The 15576-nt window shown below is 62.0% G+C and carries 14 protein-coding genes; 7 read left to right on the top strand and 7 right to left on the bottom strand.

Annotation, left to right across the window (positions count from 1 at the left end):
- Positions 1–21: 21 nt before the first annotated feature.
- Genes ACN19L_RS20855 through ACN19L_RS20845 form a run of 3 tightly spaced genes read right to left on the bottom strand, consistent with a single transcriptional unit; the run spans position 22 to position 1540 of the window.
- On the bottom strand, positions 22–354 hold the full coding sequence (locus ACN19L_RS20855) for a DUF4133 domain-containing protein (protein ID WP_426491349.1): 333 nt from the start codon (positions 352–354) through the stop codon (positions 22–24).
- Positions 355–365: 11 nt separating this feature from the next.
- Positions 366–683 (bottom strand): DUF4134 domain-containing protein, encoded by a 318-nt coding sequence (locus tag ACN19L_RS20850; RefSeq protein ID WP_073285643.1) that lies wholly within the window; start codon positions 681–683, stop codon positions 366–368.
- Between the two features lie 44 nt (positions 684–727).
- Positions 728–1540 (bottom strand): hypothetical protein, encoded by an 813-nt coding sequence (locus ACN19L_RS20845; protein ID WP_426491348.1) that lies wholly within the window; start codon positions 1538–1540, stop codon positions 728–730.
- A gap of 528 nt (positions 1541–2068) precedes the next feature.
- On the opposite strand from ACN19L_RS20845, the gene ACN19L_RS20840 reads away from it, so the two are divergent.
- The 3 genes from ACN19L_RS20840 to ACN19L_RS20830 all read left to right on the top strand — a co-directional run bounded on the left by ACN19L_RS20840 (position 2069) and on the right by ACN19L_RS20830 (position 4875).
- Complete coding sequence (locus ACN19L_RS20840) at positions 2069–2869, top strand: alpha/beta hydrolase family protein (RefSeq protein WP_426491347.1); 801 nt, start codon at positions 2069–2071, stop codon at positions 2867–2869.
- A 119-nt stretch (positions 2870–2988) separates the two neighbouring features.
- Positions 2989–3849 (top strand): aldo/keto reductase, encoded by an 861-nt coding sequence (locus ACN19L_RS20835; protein ID WP_426491346.1) that lies wholly within the window; start codon positions 2989–2991, stop codon positions 3847–3849.
- A gap of 99 nt (positions 3850–3948) precedes the next feature.
- Positions 3949–4875 (top strand): helix-turn-helix domain-containing protein, encoded by a 927-nt coding sequence (locus tag ACN19L_RS20830; protein ID WP_426491345.1) that lies wholly within the window; start codon positions 3949–3951, stop codon positions 4873–4875.
- A 49-nt stretch (positions 4876–4924) separates the two neighbouring features.
- Here the strand turns inward: ACN19L_RS20830 and ACN19L_RS20825 are convergent, their stop codons facing one another.
- The 4 genes from ACN19L_RS20825 to ACN19L_RS20810 form a co-directional block, all read right to left on the bottom strand.
- Positions 4925–5686 (bottom strand): LytR/AlgR family response regulator transcription factor, encoded by a 762-nt coding sequence (locus tag ACN19L_RS20825; RefSeq protein WP_426491344.1) that lies wholly within the window; start codon positions 5684–5686, stop codon positions 4925–4927.
- A 32-nt stretch (positions 5687–5718) separates the two neighbouring features.
- A complete protein-coding gene (locus tag ACN19L_RS20820; RefSeq protein ID WP_426491343.1) occupies positions 5719–7581 on the bottom strand; it encodes a sensor histidine kinase in 1863 nt (620 codons plus the stop codon).
- Between the two features lie 202 nt (positions 7582–7783).
- Positions 7784–8473, bottom strand: coding sequence for a hypothetical protein (locus ACN19L_RS20815; protein WP_426491342.1), 690 nt, complete (start codon positions 8471–8473; stop codon positions 7784–7786).
- An 11-nt stretch (positions 8474–8484) separates the two neighbouring features.
- Entirely contained in the window at positions 8485–9300 is an 816-nt protein-coding gene (locus tag ACN19L_RS20810) for a ParA family protein (protein ID WP_426491341.1), read from the bottom strand.
- 819 nt (positions 9301–10119) lie between these two features.
- Between ACN19L_RS20810 and ACN19L_RS20805 the strand changes: the two genes are divergently transcribed.
- From ACN19L_RS20805 to ACN19L_RS20790, 4 genes are all read left to right on the top strand, one after another.
- Positions 10120–10494 carry a plasmid mobilization protein gene (locus ACN19L_RS20805; protein ID WP_426491340.1) on the top strand — a complete coding sequence of 125 codons (375 nt, stop codon included), beginning with the start codon at positions 10120–10122 and terminating at the stop codon, positions 10492–10494.
- Entirely contained in the window at positions 10491–11357 is an 867-nt protein-coding gene (locus tag ACN19L_RS20800; protein WP_426491339.1) for a relaxase/mobilization nuclease domain-containing protein, read from the top strand. Before ACN19L_RS20805 ends, ACN19L_RS20800 begins: the two co-directional genes overlap by 4 nt.
- Before the next feature lie 135 nt (positions 11358–11492).
- Positions 11493–13502 carry a conjugal transfer protein MobC gene (mobC, locus tag ACN19L_RS20795; RefSeq protein ID WP_426491338.1) on the top strand — a complete coding sequence of 670 codons (2010 nt, stop codon included), beginning with the start codon at positions 11493–11495 and terminating at the stop codon, positions 13500–13502.
- A 205-nt stretch (positions 13503–13707) separates the two neighbouring features.
- Positions 13708–15507, top strand: coding sequence for a DUF3945 domain-containing protein (locus ACN19L_RS20790; protein ID WP_426491337.1), 1800 nt, complete (start codon positions 13708–13710; stop codon positions 15505–15507).
- Positions 15508–15576 lie beyond the last annotated feature (69 nt).

Raw genomic sequence — 15576 nt, 5'->3', positions numbered from 1 at the left:
GAAAAGCACTCGCACCGGCCGCTACGCGCGGCCGGGCGGGTCCTGGTTGAGGCGTTGGAAAAGGCGGCTGTGCCGGTTGGTGATGTAGCGGGGCGCGGCGCGGCGGGCGGCAGCTTTCATCAGCCCATGCTCGCCGAAGCGGCGGTTTAGGGCGAAAACCCCGGCCCACATGCCGCCCCCGGCCAAAAAGGTGAGCAGCACGGTGGGTACCAGCGGCACGCCCGCCAGGTAGCAGGTCACGAACAGGGCAAACACCAGCCCGGTGCCGGCCACCAAAAAGTAGATGTTGCTGCCCACCAGCCCCTTGAATTCGACGGGTTTGTTGATGCCCCGGTTCAGGTCGTAGACGGGCATGTCCTAGGGGCTTACAGGAAGAAGGAGCGCACCACCGTGGCCACGATGACCAAGAAAATCATCGAGCCAAACCACGACACGGCCGTTTTCTGGGTGTCCTGGTCGCCGGAGTTCCATTTGCTGTACACCTTGATGGCGCCGACCAGGCCCAGCACCGCCCCAATGGCGTACATGAGCTTGGTGAGCGGGTCGAAGTAACTGGTGACCTGGGTAGTAGCATCCTGGATACCGGCCGTGCCGTTGCCGCCCCCGGTCTGGGCATAGAGCAGGTGCGAGCTAAGGAGCAGGGCCAGGATGGCCAGCGAGGTACTAAAACGCTTCTGGTTCATACGAAGGGGAAAGAATGAGACGTAAGGGATGGGCGGGCCGGGCACTACAACTCGTCGGCGCCGAAGAGGGCCGCCAGCTCGGCTTGATACTCTTCCAGGTGCTGGGCCATTTGCCCGGCTAGGCAGCTGCCCTGCAGGCCGGCCGGAGCGGGCGGGTTCTGCCCCGCCTGCAGCAGGGCGATGTACTCGCTGACTGATTCGGCGGCCACCAGCTGCGGCGCGGGCCCGGCGGTGAGGATGTCCAGCGGGGATGCGACCGGCTCCTCGAATGAAGCCAGCGGCTCGTAGCCCTCCGGCAGCCGCTGCTGAAGTGCAGGCTCGGCGTCAAGGAGTTCGTCAGGTTGGTGGTCAGCGGCTGCCGGTGGGTTCACCTCGGCATTGGCCTCGCGCCGCACCAGCTCGGCCAGGCGCTCATCGGCCTGGTCGGGAGCTTCAGTCCGGGTCTGGTCCTGCGCCGCGGCCTGTTCTTCGGCTGAGGCCACAGCAGCATCCAGCGGCGTGCTGTCGTCGGCGCTCTGGTCCTGGCCGGTGGCCGTGGCGGTGGAGGCCGGCAACTGGCCTTCCATTACCGATTCGGTGGCGGGGGGTAGGTTCTCAGCGGCACCTTCCTCCGCGGCCGGGGCTTGCGGAGCTGCTGCGGTTGCCGCCGGCTGGGTCGGCGCAAAGGCCGATGTCGGTCGCACCAGGGCGGGCGGAGCCGCTACGGTGGCCAGGGGGCGGCTCGCGCCGAGCTTACTGTTCGTAAGCAGTGAGGCAAGTTCGGTGCGGTAGTAGAGCAGTCCGACCACCAGATAGTAGAGCAGAACCACGACCAGCATAAACAGGCCAAACTGGCTCCAGGAATAAGCGCTGAGCATCGGCAGCAAATAAGCGTGGCACCCCGGGTCGGCCGACCCGAGCGTGGACGTGCCAAACCCGCAGGTTTGACTTGTGCAAACCTATCCGGCCCCGAAACCCGATTAGTAGAAAGTTGACGAACGGTTAAAATCGGATGGTGAGGTGCACCGACTCTACACGAGTGGATGACCTTTCCTGGCCGTTTTCGCGCCGAATAGCCTTCCTCCGGCTGCTTCCTGAGAACCTGACCATTCCCGGAACCGGGTCTTGGGCGGACCTATGGGCTACAATTTGTGCTAGACTAACCGGAATATGGGCAACGCCTGCCGATACCCCCCTATCGACCTTTGCATACTACCGCCTGCCAGCGAACAGGCAGATTATCCTCGTACAGAAAGTAACCGAATGAATGAACAAGTCAACGCTTTCGAGCCACCGGCCGCAAGTGTAAACCAGGCCGTGGTGTCCATCAGCCCAATCAGGCTGGCTGCCCCAGGGCGGGGCCAACAGCTAACGGTTCGGGTGTCATCCCCGCCACCGGTAGTAACTTGCCCGTTATCCTGTTTTCCCACGGCAATGGTTCCTCGGCCGACGCTTACGGTCCGCTCGTGCACGGCTGGGCCGCGCAGGGTTTTGTCGTGATTCAGCCCACCCACCTGGATTCACGGACACTCGGCCTGGCCTCCACCGACCCGCGCCGGTCCCTGCTCTGGCGGTTGCGGGCAGAAGACCTGCTGGGCATTCTCGACCAGCTCGACCAGGTGATGGCGGCCGTACCGCATCTGCAGGGGCGGCTCGATCCGCAGCGCATTGCCGTGGCAGGGCATTCCTGGGGGGCGCAGACGGCTGGCATGCTGCTGGGCGCGCAACTGCCCGACCCCGTGAGCGGGCAGACGGTGAACCTGGCTGACGCCCGCATTCGGGCCGGTGTTCTGCTGGCGGCCCCCGGCCGTGGTGGGGCCGACCTGACTCCCGCCACGGCGGCACAATTTCCTTTTTTGCATCCTGACTTTGCCCCCATGACGACCCCCACTCTGGTGGTAGTAGGCGACCGGGACGTGTCGCGCATGACCACGCGGGGCTACGACTGGCGGGCCGATGCGTATGCCCTGAGTAGCGGGCCCGGCTGCCTGCTTACGCTATTCGGGGCCGAACACTCCCTGGGCGGCATTCCGGGCTATGAGTCGCGGGAGACAACCGATGAGCACCCGGCCCGGGTAGCCCTGCTGCAGCACCTGACCGGGGCCTACCTGCGCAGCGCCCTATACCCCGAAGACCCGGCCTGGCCACGGGCCTGCGCCGCCCTGCACGCAGAAGCCGAGCCGCTGGGCCGGGTAGACTGCCGATAAGGCGGAATGGGCTCAGGGGCCAATGCCCCCCCCTGATGCGGCCCCAACTGCCATTCCGTTGGCGCAGGCCGATGCCGGATAGCACCGGTGGATTTTTTCTTTTCTCTCTTTGATTTTTTATGACAACCCATCAACTGCCCGCCCCCACATTTCTGCTGGGTGGCGACCTTCCCCTCAACCGTCTTGGCTACGGAGCCATGCGCATCACCGGACCCGGTCTCTGGGGTCCGCCTGTCGACCGGGCTGCCGTGCTGGCCCTGCTGCGCCAGGTAGTGGAACTAGGTGTCAACTTCATTGACACGGCCGATATGTACGGGCCTTTTGTGTCGGAGGAGTTGATTGCGGAGGCCCTGCACCCCTACCCGCCCGGGTTGGTTATCGGTACCAAGGGCGGCGTGGTCACCTTCATGCCCGGCCGAGAGGGTACCCTGCTTGATGGTACTCCCCAGCACCTGCACGAGGCCCTGACCGGCAGTCTGCGTCGGCTGCGGCTGGAACGCCTCGACTTGTACCAGCTCCACCGCCTCGACCCCCGGGTGCCGGCGGAGCGCACGTTCAGCTTTCTGGCTGAGGCCCGTCGGCAGGGACTGATACGGCACGTTGGCTTGTCGGAAGTTTCCGTAGAGGATATCCAACTGGCCCAGCAACATTTTCCGGTGGCGTCGGTGCAGAACCGCTACAGCCTGTTCGACCGCTCGTCGGAACCCGTACTGGAATATTGCCGGGCCCAGGGCATTGCCTTTATTCCCTACTTTCCCATTGGCGGGGGACAAATGCCTTCCACGGGCGTCGCGGAGCAGGTAGCCGCCCGGCATCAGGTGACGGTGCGGCAGGTGGCGCTGAGCTGGCTACTGCACCACGCCCCGAACATTATACCCATTCCGGGTACGACCAGCCTAGTGCATCTGCGCGATAACCTGCGGGCCACGGGCCTACACCTGACTGCGCAGGATATGCACGAGTTGGATACGCTCCGGTAATTCCGGGGTTATTTCAGCGCGCCGCAGGAACATAAACCTAGTTCCGGAGGTGGTAGTTAAGTCAACACACGGGCTGCTTACGTCCTGTACCCACGTCTGATGAAGATTTCCGCCGCTGACCCGTTTACCGAGCTTGCCACTGTTGCCGACTTCACCCGGCACTACGGCTTTGCCACGCCCGCCCATCCTCAGATGGCTGTTATCGATTTGGCGCAGTATCCGCTCACCCAGTTTCCCGCCAGGCCGGCTCTGCGGCATCTCTACCTGATGCTACTGAAGCGCCACTTTCACGGCCAGCTTCCCTACGGGCAACAGGCCTACGACTACCAGCGGGGCGTGCTGGGGTTTTATGCGCCCGGCCAGCCCGTGCAGCTGTGCCCCGCCGAGGCGGCTGCGCCCCCGCAGGGCTGGTTGGTAGTGTTTCACCCCGATCTGCTACCCCGGTCGCCAGTGGGCATGGGCAGTTACCCGTTTTTCGCGTATCGTGTGCAGCAGGCGCTCTCGCTCACGACCAGTGAGGAAGCCCAGCTGCTGTACGCTGTGCAGGGGCTTCGTCAGGAAACGGAGCAGCCCACCGACGCGTTTAGCACGCCGCTGTTGCAGGCGCAGTTGGGCGTGGTGCTGCAATACGCCAGTCGATTCTACCACCGCCAGTTTCCGGTTCCGCCAGCCGGCGGCCCTGACCTGCTCAGCCGCTTTGAGGCGCTGCTGACCCGGTATCTGGAAAACCTGGGTGAGCAGCCGCTACCGACCGTGCAGCAGTTCGCGGAAGCCCTGCACGTATCGCCAGCTTACCTGGGCGACGTGATGCGCGTGCATACGGGGCAGAATGCGCAGCAATACCTGCATCAGGCGCTGCTCGAAAAAGCACGGGGCCTGCTGCTGAGCACGCGGCTCAGCGTCCGCGAAATAGCCTTTGCCCTGGGTTTTGAGAGCCCATCATACTTCAGCCGGCTGTTCAGGCAAAAAACCGGCTACTCCCCCGTGGCGTTTCGGCAGCGGGCCCGCGCCCAGTTTGCGGCTTGAGGCAGGGTGGTGCATGGCCTGCCGGGACATCGACGCACCAATCCAACCGTTACCCCAGCAAGTGAATGCGGTTCTTGAGTTCATCCTTGCAGGACCGGCTTACGGGCACGTACTCCGTGCCCAGCAGCACGCTGCTTTCCTCGTAGGCCTGCACGTGGTCCAGGTTGACGATGTGGGAGCGGTGGGTCTTCAGGAACTGGTCGGGCAGCTTTTGCTCCAGCTCCTTGAGGGTGGAGTCAAACACGAATCGCTCCCGCACCGTGTGCAGGCGCACGTAGTTCTGCAGGGCCTCGAAGTAGAGAATGTCGCCGAGCAGCACCTTCACGTGGCCCGAGCCCTTGCGCACGAACAGGTAGTCCTTGAACTTGGGGCAGCGCTCGGCGGGGCCCAGCACCTCTGTGCCGGCATCGGCCGGGTCCAGCACCGGTCCTACCGGCCCGGCCTGGTAGGCGTTGAACAGGGCCAGCTCAATCTGCACCCGCAGCGAGTCATCGGTGAAGGGCTTAACCAGAAAGCCGTAGGGCTGGGCCAGCTTGGCCCGGTTCAGGGTAGCCGAGTCGGAGCGGGCCGTCAGAAACACCACCGGCACGGCAAACTGCCGCCGCACGAGCAGCGCGGCCGCGATGCCGTCGCAGTCCCCGGCAATGTTGATGTCCATCAGCACCAGCTCCACGGGCTGGGTGGCCAGCACCTGCAGCGCCTCGTCGCTGCTTTCCACGGGCGGCAGGGGCACGTGGCCCAGCCGGAGTAGGGTGCGCTCAATCTCGGCGGCAATCAGCAGTTCGTCTTCCACGATGAGGATAGTGGCCATAGCATCGGTTTAGGGCCCGGTGAGCGGCCAACCTAGGTGCTGGCCACCACTACCCGGGTGCCCGTGGGTAGATTAGGAACAGTCGATACGCTGGCTTTTAACTGTCGAGCCAGCGTGTTAACCAACTCCAGCCCCAGCGAATGAGTTTCCTGGGTGCTGGTCGCCGCCGCCTCGTCTACGCTCGCTCCTGCCCCATCGTCCTGAACCGCAAGCCGAAAGCCGGCCTCACTTTTTTCCAGGATAACGGCCAGTTCACCCTGGTCGCGGCCCTGAAAGGCGTGCTTGTACGCGTTGGTCACCAACTCGTTGACGACCAGTCCCAGGGCACTGGCCTCCTTGGGATCCATCACCAGCGGCGCCAGGCGGCTGCTCACCTGAATGCGCTGCCGGGGCGTGGTAAGCGAGCGGTGCAGGGAATCCAGCAACTCGCTCAGGTACTCGTCCATGCGCACCTGCGAGAGATTGTCGGCCCGGTACAGGAACTCGTGCACCAGGGCCATGCTCTGGATACGGGCCCGGGAGCTGGCCAGGGCCTGCTGCAACACGGGATTTGGCAAAACACTACCCTGCCAGGCCAGCAGGCTGCTGACCAGCTGCAGGTTGTTTTTGACGCGGTGGTGGATTTCCTGCAGCAGCACCTCCTTCTCGACCACGGCTTGGCTGTTGGCCTCATTGGCCAGGGCCAGCAGGGCTTTCTGCCGCCGCAGCCGCCAGTAGAGGCCGCCGCCCACGCCGATGGTCGTGGCCAGGCCACCCAGCAGCAGCCAGAGCGAGTGCAGCTGGGCCCGCTGGCTACGCTGCTCGAACTCGGCCGCCTTCTTCTGCTCGGTGAGCAGCTGCACGTCGTAGCGCACCTGCAGCTGGGCCAGTTCCCGGGCCTTGTTCTCATTGAAAAGGGAGTCCCGCAGAGTTTGGGACCGGGCGTCGAACTCGTCGGCCCGGCGGGGGCGTTTCTGGTCGGCGTAGGCCCGGGCCAGACTGGATAGGGCGTCGGCCTCGTCATCGGGCATCCTACCCGCCCGGGCCAGGCGCAATGCCCGCTCGGCCATTTGCTGAGCCGTCCTGGGGCGGCCCTGCAGCCGGCGAACCCGCGCCAGGGCCAGGGCCGCGCGGGCAGCATCGGCCTCCTGGTCATAGCGCTGAAACACGCTCAGGGCACGTTGTAGCTCCACGGCGGCCGCCTGCAGACTGCGGCGCGAGACCGGCTGGCGTTCGGCGTAGATGGCCCCGCGCAGCTGATAGACCCGCCCCAGCCCCTGGCCGTCCGCGGCGTGGCGCAACTGCGGCAGTGCCCGTGACGCGTAGTACAGGGTAGAGTCGGGCTGGCGGAGTGCTAGGTGGGTGTCCGCCAGGTGGAGCAGCAAATTGCCCCGCTCCCCGGCTGCTACGGCCGCCGTGGCGGCCTGCTGCCGGTAGGCCTGACGCAGGTAGCGCAGGCCGGCGGCCCCGTCCTTGGTGGCTACGGCCACCAGCCCCATGGTCTGGATAAAGCGCCACTGCTCGCCGGGAAGATGGGCGCGGGTCAGCTCGACGCCCTGCTGACTGTAGCGCATGGCCGCCGCATAGTCAGCCGCCCGCTCGCAGTTTACCACCAGCTGGTACAGGGCGTCAGTTGCCCCTGACCAGTCTCGCCGGCGCCGGGCAAAGGTTACGGCCTGCTCTCCTACCCGGCGAGCTTCGGCCACATCCTGGGCAAATAGCCTGTCGCTTAAAGCCAGCAGCGCCTGCAAGCGCACGGAGTCCGGCAGCGGGGCGTGGCGCACCAAGGCCCGCAGCGAGTCGATAGTTTGCGGCGTCTTGGGTGCCCTATTGGAAGATGGTGTCCGGGTATTGGCCCAGGCGCCGGGGCTGACCAGTAGCAGGCCGAGCACGGCCCCGATAGCACCGCCCTTCACGCGGTAACGGATTTCGGGTAAGGTCTTAATGGAGAGAACAGTTGTGTAGACATAGCGGGTTGGTAGTTGAGCCCCCTCCCCTACCCCACCGCTAAGTGGAGTATTGGGAAAAGGCCAGAGCGGGAAACGGAACGGCCAGCTCAACCAGAGAAGGTGAGCCGGCCGCTATACGTGTGCAAACGTCCTGGGATACCAGTACGCCCTATTTTTTGGGTGCCATCATCTGGCGAATCTGCTTTTTCATTGCTTTCTGCAGCTGGGCCTCGTGCTCCTGACGAAAGCGATTCAGAATGTTATGAATGATATCCGGAGCCGACGCTCCCCCGCCCAGGATAAAGCCGAGCTGGGTGAAATACTGCTGGTGGTCGGCCGTGATGCGCAGGGTAGTCGTCTTCTTTTCCGCCGACGGCACAAACAGCTGCGCCAGGTCAAGCTCCCCTCCCCCTGCCATGACCGGCGCAGGGGTGGGTAGCTCATCATCGGTTTCTGCTTCGTCATCCTCTTCCGGGGCCCTAGCCGGAGCTGGGGAAGGCACTGGTGCGGGGACGGCCGCGCGGGGCTTCTCCCCTACCGGAACCGTTGCTGCGGGTTCTATTGCCTGAACGGGGGCCGCAGGTACGGCCGCCACCTCTGGGGCAGGTGCCGCCTTTTTTCCCGCGGGTTCCTTTGCTGCAGCTGGCCGTAGGGTTACGGCAACAGGAGGAGTAGCCGGCGCCGCAAGAGTTTCCGGAGCTGCAGGGGTGGGTGCTTGGGCAGGAGCTGGCGCGAGTGCCTCTGGCCGGGGCGCGTCGCCCATCAGGCTGAACGCGGCGACGCCCGAGGTCAGGGCCGCTAATTCACGCTGGCGCCGCTCGGCCGCGGCTTCTTTGGATTCGGGTGTTTTCTTGGCCATGGGAGCGGGCGTTAGTTAGCGTTGTCGTCGAGGGTTTCAAGGGCAGCGGGGGCGGGCTGCTCAAATTCCGTGGGCGTGAAGTTGATGGTTTTGCCCGAGGGGGTAACCGCGCCCTTGCCGAGCACTAACTCCAGAATCTCGGTAATGAGGCTGCCCAGGCCGAGTTTGCCCAGCTCCTTTTCCGGCATTGGAAACATGGTGGAGCGCTTGTCCTTGATGCTGACCAGCGACTCTACCCGGCTGTTGAGCAGCGGGTAGCCCTTTTCACGAAACAGCTCGGCGGTCTTCGTGTAAACCGTCCGTTTCTCCGCCTTGAGGAATTTGTTCCAGAAGGCGTAAAAGCCTGCCAGGTTGGATTCCGGGCGCTGCTCATGGGTGAAGTTGCCCAGGATGTGCATGTAGGACATCGTGGAGGCAATGGTGCCCATGTCCGGCTCCATAGGCAGGAAGATGTAGTCCACCCGCTCCAGCAGCTCGCTCAACCCCACGACGTTGACCGTACCGGGTGTATCCACCAGGATAAAATCGAACTCTTTCTCGGCCAGGGTGTCAATCGCCTCTACGGCCTTTTCCACGCTCGAGATGGCAATCGGGTACGGCGTTACCCCTTGCTTGATGAGCCGCTCCTGAAAAGCCACGTCGGATTGCAGAAGCTGCTGCTCGTGGTTGCGGTAGGCGTGCAGGGTGTTCTGCGGATAGTCGCAGTCAAGCATCGCCACTTTGTAACCGTAAAGGTAGCATAGCGCCGAGGCGACATGCGTGCCGATGGTGGATTTGCCAGCTCCACCCTTCTGAGTGGCAAAGGCAATTACCCGAGTATTCATCATTGGGTGAAGGGGTTTAAAAAGTTGGTAGGCGTTAGAGATGCTTCACTATATCTATGAAGCGATGCTTCTTTGCTTCAATACGTCATCGCCTCCTAAAAATACATGAAGCGTTGAAGTTGCGAAGCGATGAAGCAATGTATCGATGATTCACTGCTTTGTCAAATAAATGAGTTCTTGAAACAAAGAAGCGCTGCCTCAAAGATATACAGCTTCATTGAATTACCGAAGTGCAGAAACGAGATTTCATTGTAACATTGCTTCAATGTCTTGATGAAGCATTGAAGCATACACTATCAGAAGCATAGACTCATTGAAGCATATAATCAATGAATTGTTGATGCACTGAAGCATAAAAGCACATGCTATATGAAGCATAGATATAATGAAGCATTGAAGCAAAAAAAATAACTATTTATTTACGAAGTATTGAAGCGCTGAAGCATAGAAGCAATAATCATGATTAATTAAATTATACGCTGGCACCTGTTTGATGCTCTGAAGCATTGAAGCGCTGCTTCCTTGAAGTGTTATCACGGCATATAGTACTTAAGATGTGTTCATGGGCTTGAGCCCGCCGATACTGCACTTTGCTACACTCTTTTATGCTTCGTTGAAGCACTGAAACAATGAAGCTAAGAAGCATCAAAACCTTAATCCTAGCCCCGACCAACGTTCTCGTTCAATCCAGTCGTTCATCGATAAGCAAGCCATGTCATTGTCCGGACAAAATGCGCTTGCCCGTTTCAATGACACCGCCATATTCGCAGGCTCACAGGGCTTGGCTTGCTAACTTTAGCTGCTTAGATTTACGTAATAGGTTTGCAGCTGATTTTTGGTAGCCTATTCATCATCAAGTGTAGTAAACAGCTCATGGAAGAAGAAAAGCCAGACGAAACAACTACCGAGGCCGCGCGCACGCTGCGCATTGATGTACGGGTGAGTCCGGATGAGAAAAAGGAACTGCAAGAGCAAGCGCAGGCAGCCGGTTACAAAAAGGTATCAGCGTATTTGCGTGATGTTGGACGGGGCGCAGAGATAAAGGAAAGTGTGCCGCCGGACTTACGGCGGCAGTTGGTTAGCATTGGTACTAATCTTAATCAGATTGCCCGCCTGGCCCAGGCCGGAAAGTCGTTTAGCAACCACGAGGCGCAGCTGGTAGAGGCGCTTAAAATTATCAGAGGGTACTTGGTATGATTGCGAAAACCATCGCGGGTAGCGACTTTGAGGGTGCGCTAACGTACGGGGCTGGGCAGCGGCAGGGGAGGAGTAAGGAGCCAGGAGACGCGATCCTTTTAGTGGTATCCAATGTGATTCCCGGGAGCCCGAAAGAGATGGCGCAGGATATGCAGGCCGTGGCGGCGCGGAGTAAGCGCGTGCAGAAGCCCGTGTGGCATACGGTGCTGTCGTGGAAGGCCGGCGAGATCGTGAGCCAGGCGCAAAAGGTAGCGGCGGCCAAGCGCTACTGCGAGCTGATGGGAGCCCCGATTGACCGGCACCAGGTGGTGGTGTACGAGCACCGGGATAAGCAACACGCTCACGTGCACATCTACCTGAACCGGGTGCCGATTGACGGCGGCCCGGCGTTGCGCACGGATAATAATTTCTATCGTCAGCCAGCTGTCACGCGGCAGATAAGCCAGGAGCTGGGCATGGATCCGTTGCCCGAAAGGCGGCGTAGTTTGAAGGCACTAGACCCCACCAAAGAAGCGGCGCGGCAGCGGGTAAGCCAGGTGCTGGCGCAGCTGCTGCAGCAGCCGGATAGGGGAGGGGAGCAATGGCTGGCGTTGCAATTGCACCAGCTGGCCATTGAAATTCGCTACACCCACGACAAGGGCGGGGTGCTGCGCGGCGTCAGCTTTGCAACGGAAGGCGTGGCCCTGCGGGGCCAGGAAGTAGGTTACAAAGGCGCGCAGCTGCGGGAGGCCCTGGCCGCGCCCGTGAAGCCGGCCATGGAGCCGGCGGTTGAGCGGAAGGCCCGCCCCGAGGTATCAACCACGTTGCCTCAGCCGGCGCCGCCTGAACGGACGAAGCAAGCCCGCCGGAAGGGGCATAGGTAGTAGGCAGGGCAAGGGGTGTCAACATTCGTGTGGTGAGCGTGCACCTCACCGCTGACTTTCGGCCGCTCGTCAAGTAATCCGCGCCAGAGGTCAGGCAGGAAAGTAAGTTGCTTGATTCACCAAGTGGTTCAAGCGATGGAAGACGAAAAAGGATTACGGAAAATCATGGAGTTTATGCGCCTGCTGGCCATCGGCCTAGTGGCCGTAAACATCTACTACTACTGCTTCGGCTACTTCCGCGCTCTGGGCTGGACGACGGGCGTGGTGGAGCACCTGCTGGAAAGCTTTACGCGCAATACATTTCTGTTCAAAGCCAGCTGGGTGAGCAAGAGCCTGGCCGTGGTACTGCTGCTGCTCAGCTGCCTTGGCACGCGGGGGCGGGCTAGTCAGGAACTCAAAGGCCGGACGGTAGCCGGTTCCGCCGCGCTGGGGCTCCTGCTGCTATTCGGGTCGGATATGGTGCGCGGGCTGACGCTGGGGGCGGGGATGACGACGGTGCTTTACGCCGGACTGCTGACGGTTGGCTTTCTGCTCTTGTTGAGCGCCGGGGCGTGGCTGAGCCGGCTGTTCAACAACGACTTGCTGAAGGACATCTTCAACAAGGAAAACGAGAGCTTCCCGCAGGAGGAGCGGCTGATGGAAAACGACTACTCGGTGAATCTGCGCACCGAGTACTGGCTGCGCGGCAAGAAGCACCGCGGCTGGCTGAACGTGGTGAATCCGTTCCGGGCCACGATGGTACTGGGCACGCCCGGCTCGGGCAAGAGCTTTGCCATCATCAACGAGTTTATCCGGCAGCACTTAGCCAAGGGCTTCTGCATGTACATCTACGACTACAAGTTTGACGACCTGAGCCGCATCTGCTACAACACGCTGCTGCGCCACCAGGACAAGTTTGACCGGCCGGTGGGCTTCTACGTCATTAACTTCGATAACCCGCGCAAAAGCCACCGCTGCAACCCGCTGCTGCCCGAGTTGATGACCGACATCGTGGACGCCTACGAAAGCGCGTCGACTATCATGCTGAACCTGAACAAGAGCTGGATTCAGAAGCAGGGCGACTTTTTCGTAGAATCGCCCATCAACTTCGTGGCGGCCATCATCTGGTTTTTGAAGCTGTTCGAGAAGGGCAAGTACTGCACCTTCCCCCACGTCATCGAGTTTCTGAGCCGCGACTACGAGGAGATTTTCCCGGTGCTGGCCTCCTACCCGGAAATTGAGAACCTGGTCAAGCCGTTCGTGTCGGCGTTTCAGAAGGACGCCATCGAGCAGCTGGAAGGACAGATTGCCTCGGCCCGGATTCCGCTGAGCCGGCTGGCGTCGCCCCAGCTCTACTGGGTGATGTCGGGCAACGACTTTACGCTCGATATCAACAGCAACGAGGAGCCCAAGGTGTTGTGCGTGGGCAACAACCCCGAGCGGCAGGCCATCTACGGCGCCGCGCTAGGCCTCTACAACGCCCGGCTGGTGAAGCTGGTCAACCAGAAGGGCAAGCGCAAATCCTCGCTAATCATCGACGAGCTGCCCACCATCTACTTCAAGGGGCTGGATAACCTCATTGCCACGGCCCGCAGCAATAAGGTGAGCACCTGCCTGGGCTTCCAGGACTTCTCGCAGCTGGAGCGCGACTACGGGCAGAAGGAGGCCGAGGTCATCAAGAACACGGTGGGCAACGTGTTCAGTGGGCAGGTGTCGGGTAATAGCGGGAAATGGCTAAGCGAGCGGTTCGGCAAGATTCTGCAGCGGCGCCAGAGCCTGAGCATCAATATGCGTGAGACGAGCACCAGCCTTTCCACGCAGATGGACAGCATGATTCCAGCTAGTACCATTGCCAACCTCACCCAGGGTAATTTCGTGGGAGCGGTAGCCGACAACTTCGGCGAGGAAATCGACCAGAAGGTGTTTCACGCCCGCATCCAGGTAGACGTGAAGGCCGTAGCGGCGGAAGCCAGCGGCTACCAGCCCATCCCTGATATTACCAGCTTCATCAATCCGACTACGGGCAAGGACGAGGCCGAGGAGATGATTAAGGCCAACTTCAACCGGGTGAAAACGGACGTGAAAGAGCTATGCGCCCGCGAACTGACCCGCATCAAGCAGGACCCAGCATTGCGCCATCTGATTAAGGAAAAGGCCGAGCAGTAGGATCATTCATAGTGCGGTGGTGGGCCTGCCTGAGGATGCCGTTCGTGTACCCAGCCGGCACCTTACCCCCCAATTCCGACCACTCGTCAAGTTTCTGCTCCGCGCCTAGTGGTGGCTGATAGGTTTGCACAAGTCGAATTCCGGGCTGCCCGGCCCCGTGCTAAGCGGTCAGGGTGGCTTTTTCCTTCCTCTATTCCACTTTCCAATGGCTGAGCAAGATGACGAGATGACCCCAGCGTCGGTGCCCCAGATAAAGTCCGGCGACGCAAACGAATCTTTGACTACGGGGCAGGCGCAAACCCCGCCGCAACCCGTACCCCAGGCCGAGGAGGTGGCCCTACCTCCAGGCGTTGCGCCGGCCGGGGATAAAGCTCCTGCGGCGTTGACACCCGATGAGCAGCCGAGCAAGGCCCCGCAGGCGCAGACCACAGCGGTATGGGAGGGGCAGGAGGCCCCCACTGCCGACCCTGCTACCGATGCAATGGCTACAGCGCCCGTGGGCGAATTGCGCATCACCTGGCAGCAGAAGGGCGATGAGGTAGCCCCGTTGCTGGAAATGCGCGCTTACCTCGACCAACTGCGGGAAGCCGGCGTGGCCGTGGGAGCGCTGCAGTTCGAGCGTAACCCGGCGGGCAAACTCACGGGGGGCTTTGCGGTCAGCTACGACCCCGAATCCAACAAGCTGGGTCAGCTGGAGGCGACATTACAGGGCTTCCGGCAGATAGGGAATGGCGTGGGCGTGGTGGAAAAGCCGGAGCAGGCGGCCGCCCGCCGGCAGGAGGCGGGCTACGATGACGGCTACGAGCCCCCGCGCAGCAAGCAGGTGCGGCAGGCCTTCGGCGCCGGGCAGTGGGACGCACTGAGCGCCCAGCTCGCGGCCGTGCCCAAGCACGCGCTAACCGTTCCGGAGCAGGGGCAGCAGGCCGCAGCCGAGCAGCGCGTGCAGCAGCTGGCCCAGCAGCAGGGCAAAACCACCGAGCAGGTGCTGCGCGACGGGAAAAGCATTTTTGACATTGACACCAGCGGCAACCCGGCGTCAGCCTTTCTGAAGAACTTCTATGCCCATCTGAATGGCGGCCCCAAAACCCGGCAGCACCTGGAAGTGGACTATGAGCAAACCCGCCAGGATTTGCAGGCGCGCCTGCTTCGTAAGGCAGGGACTGCCCAGGCGGAAGTGATGCCCGACCAGGCGCCAGCTGCCCTAGGTGCCCACGCAGTGGCCGTCGCCGACGCCGGCAAGCCGGCTCCGGCCGAGGTGGTAGCCCCGCCGGCCCCCAGTGCCCCGCCATTCCAGGCCAGCGACGTGCCGCAGCAGGTGCTGGCTTCGCTGGGCCTGACCCTGCAAATGCTGGAGCAGAGCGGGCAGCTGGAAAAGCTGCTGAGCGGGCGGCAAACTGACTTGCTGGCCATGCAGGTGACGGGCCGGCCGGACCAGGACCCCATTGGGTTTGCGGGGAAGATGGTGCTGCACCGCGAAGCCGACGGCACGGCTACCCTGAAAATGGAGTTGCCTCAGGCCCGGCTGGTGATTCCCAATGAGATTGGAGGAATGCCCTTCACGCCCGAGCAGCGGCAACGACTGGAAGCCGAGGGCAACGCCGGCCTGCTGCGCGGCCTCAAGGACGAGCAGGGCCGCACCTACAACGGTTACGTAGCCGTGGACAAGGCCATGAACAAGGTGGTGATTCTGCCCGAGGACAAGGTGACGCTGCACGATACTATTGCCGGCGTCAAGCTCACGCCCGAGCAGAGCCACGACCTGCGCGAGGGCAAAGTCGTGGCCCTGGCCGGCATGGCCAGCGGCGACGGTGGCCGGCAATTCGACGGCACCGTGCAGGTAAATGCTGCTAAGGCCTGCATCGAGGTGCGCCCCGCCTCGCACGAGCTAATCCAGCGCCAGGCGCCGCAGGTGCAGCAAACGGTACCGGGTGCTACCAAGATGGTGGTGGCCACGCCGGCCAAGGAGCAAACGACGCAGGTGAAAACCCGGGGTCCGCGCCACTAAGCGGGCCAACTGCTTCCACGCCATCATCTATTCACCCCAAGCCCGGAAGCTCTTTTCCGGGCTTCTTTT

The sequence above is a fragment of the Hymenobacter sp. 102 genome (assembly GCF_049949205.1).
Taxonomy (GTDB): domain Bacteria; phylum Bacteroidota; class Bacteroidia; order Cytophagales; family Hymenobacteraceae; genus Hymenobacter.
This window is presented reverse-complemented; position numbering and strand designations above follow the sequence as displayed.

Bases quoted from the DNA above. Each gene is read 5' to 3' on its own strand.
- ACN19L_RS20855 (WP_426491349.1), bottom strand. From the start codon at position 354: ATGCCCGTCTACGACCTGAACCGGGGCATCAACAAACCCGTCGAATTC.
- ACN19L_RS20850 (WP_073285643.1), bottom strand. From the start codon at position 683: ATGAACCAGAAGCGTTTTAGTACCTCGCTGGCCATCCTGGCCCTGCTC.
- ACN19L_RS20845 (WP_426491348.1), bottom strand. From the start codon at position 1,540: ATGCTCAGCGCTTATTCCTGGAGCCAGTTTGGCCTGTTTATGCTGGTC.
- ACN19L_RS20835 (WP_426491346.1), top strand. From the start codon at position 2,989: ATGACAACCCATCAACTGCCCGCCCCCACATTTCTGCTGGGTGGCGAC.
- ACN19L_RS20830 (WP_426491345.1), top strand. From the start codon at position 3,949: ATGAAGATTTCCGCCGCTGACCCGTTTACCGAGCTTGCCACTGTTGCC.
- ACN19L_RS20825 (WP_426491344.1), bottom strand. From the start codon at position 5,686: ATGGCCACTATCCTCATCGTGGAAGACGAACTGCTGATTGCCGCCGAG.
- ACN19L_RS20815 (WP_426491342.1), bottom strand. From the start codon at position 8,473: ATGGCCAAGAAAACACCCGAATCCAAAGAAGCCGCGGCCGAGCGGCGC.
- ACN19L_RS20810 (WP_426491341.1), bottom strand. From the start codon at position 9,300: ATGATGAATACTCGGGTAATTGCCTTTGCCACTCAGAAGGGTGGAGCT.
- ACN19L_RS20800 (WP_426491339.1), top strand. From the start codon at position 10,491: ATGATTGCGAAAACCATCGCGGGTAGCGACTTTGAGGGTGCGCTAACG.
- mobC (WP_426491338.1), top strand. From the start codon at position 11,493: ATGGAAGACGAAAAAGGATTACGGAAAATCATGGAGTTTATGCGCCTG.
- ACN19L_RS20790 (WP_426491337.1), top strand. From the start codon at position 13,708: ATGGCTGAGCAAGATGACGAGATGACCCCAGCGTCGGTGCCCCAGATA.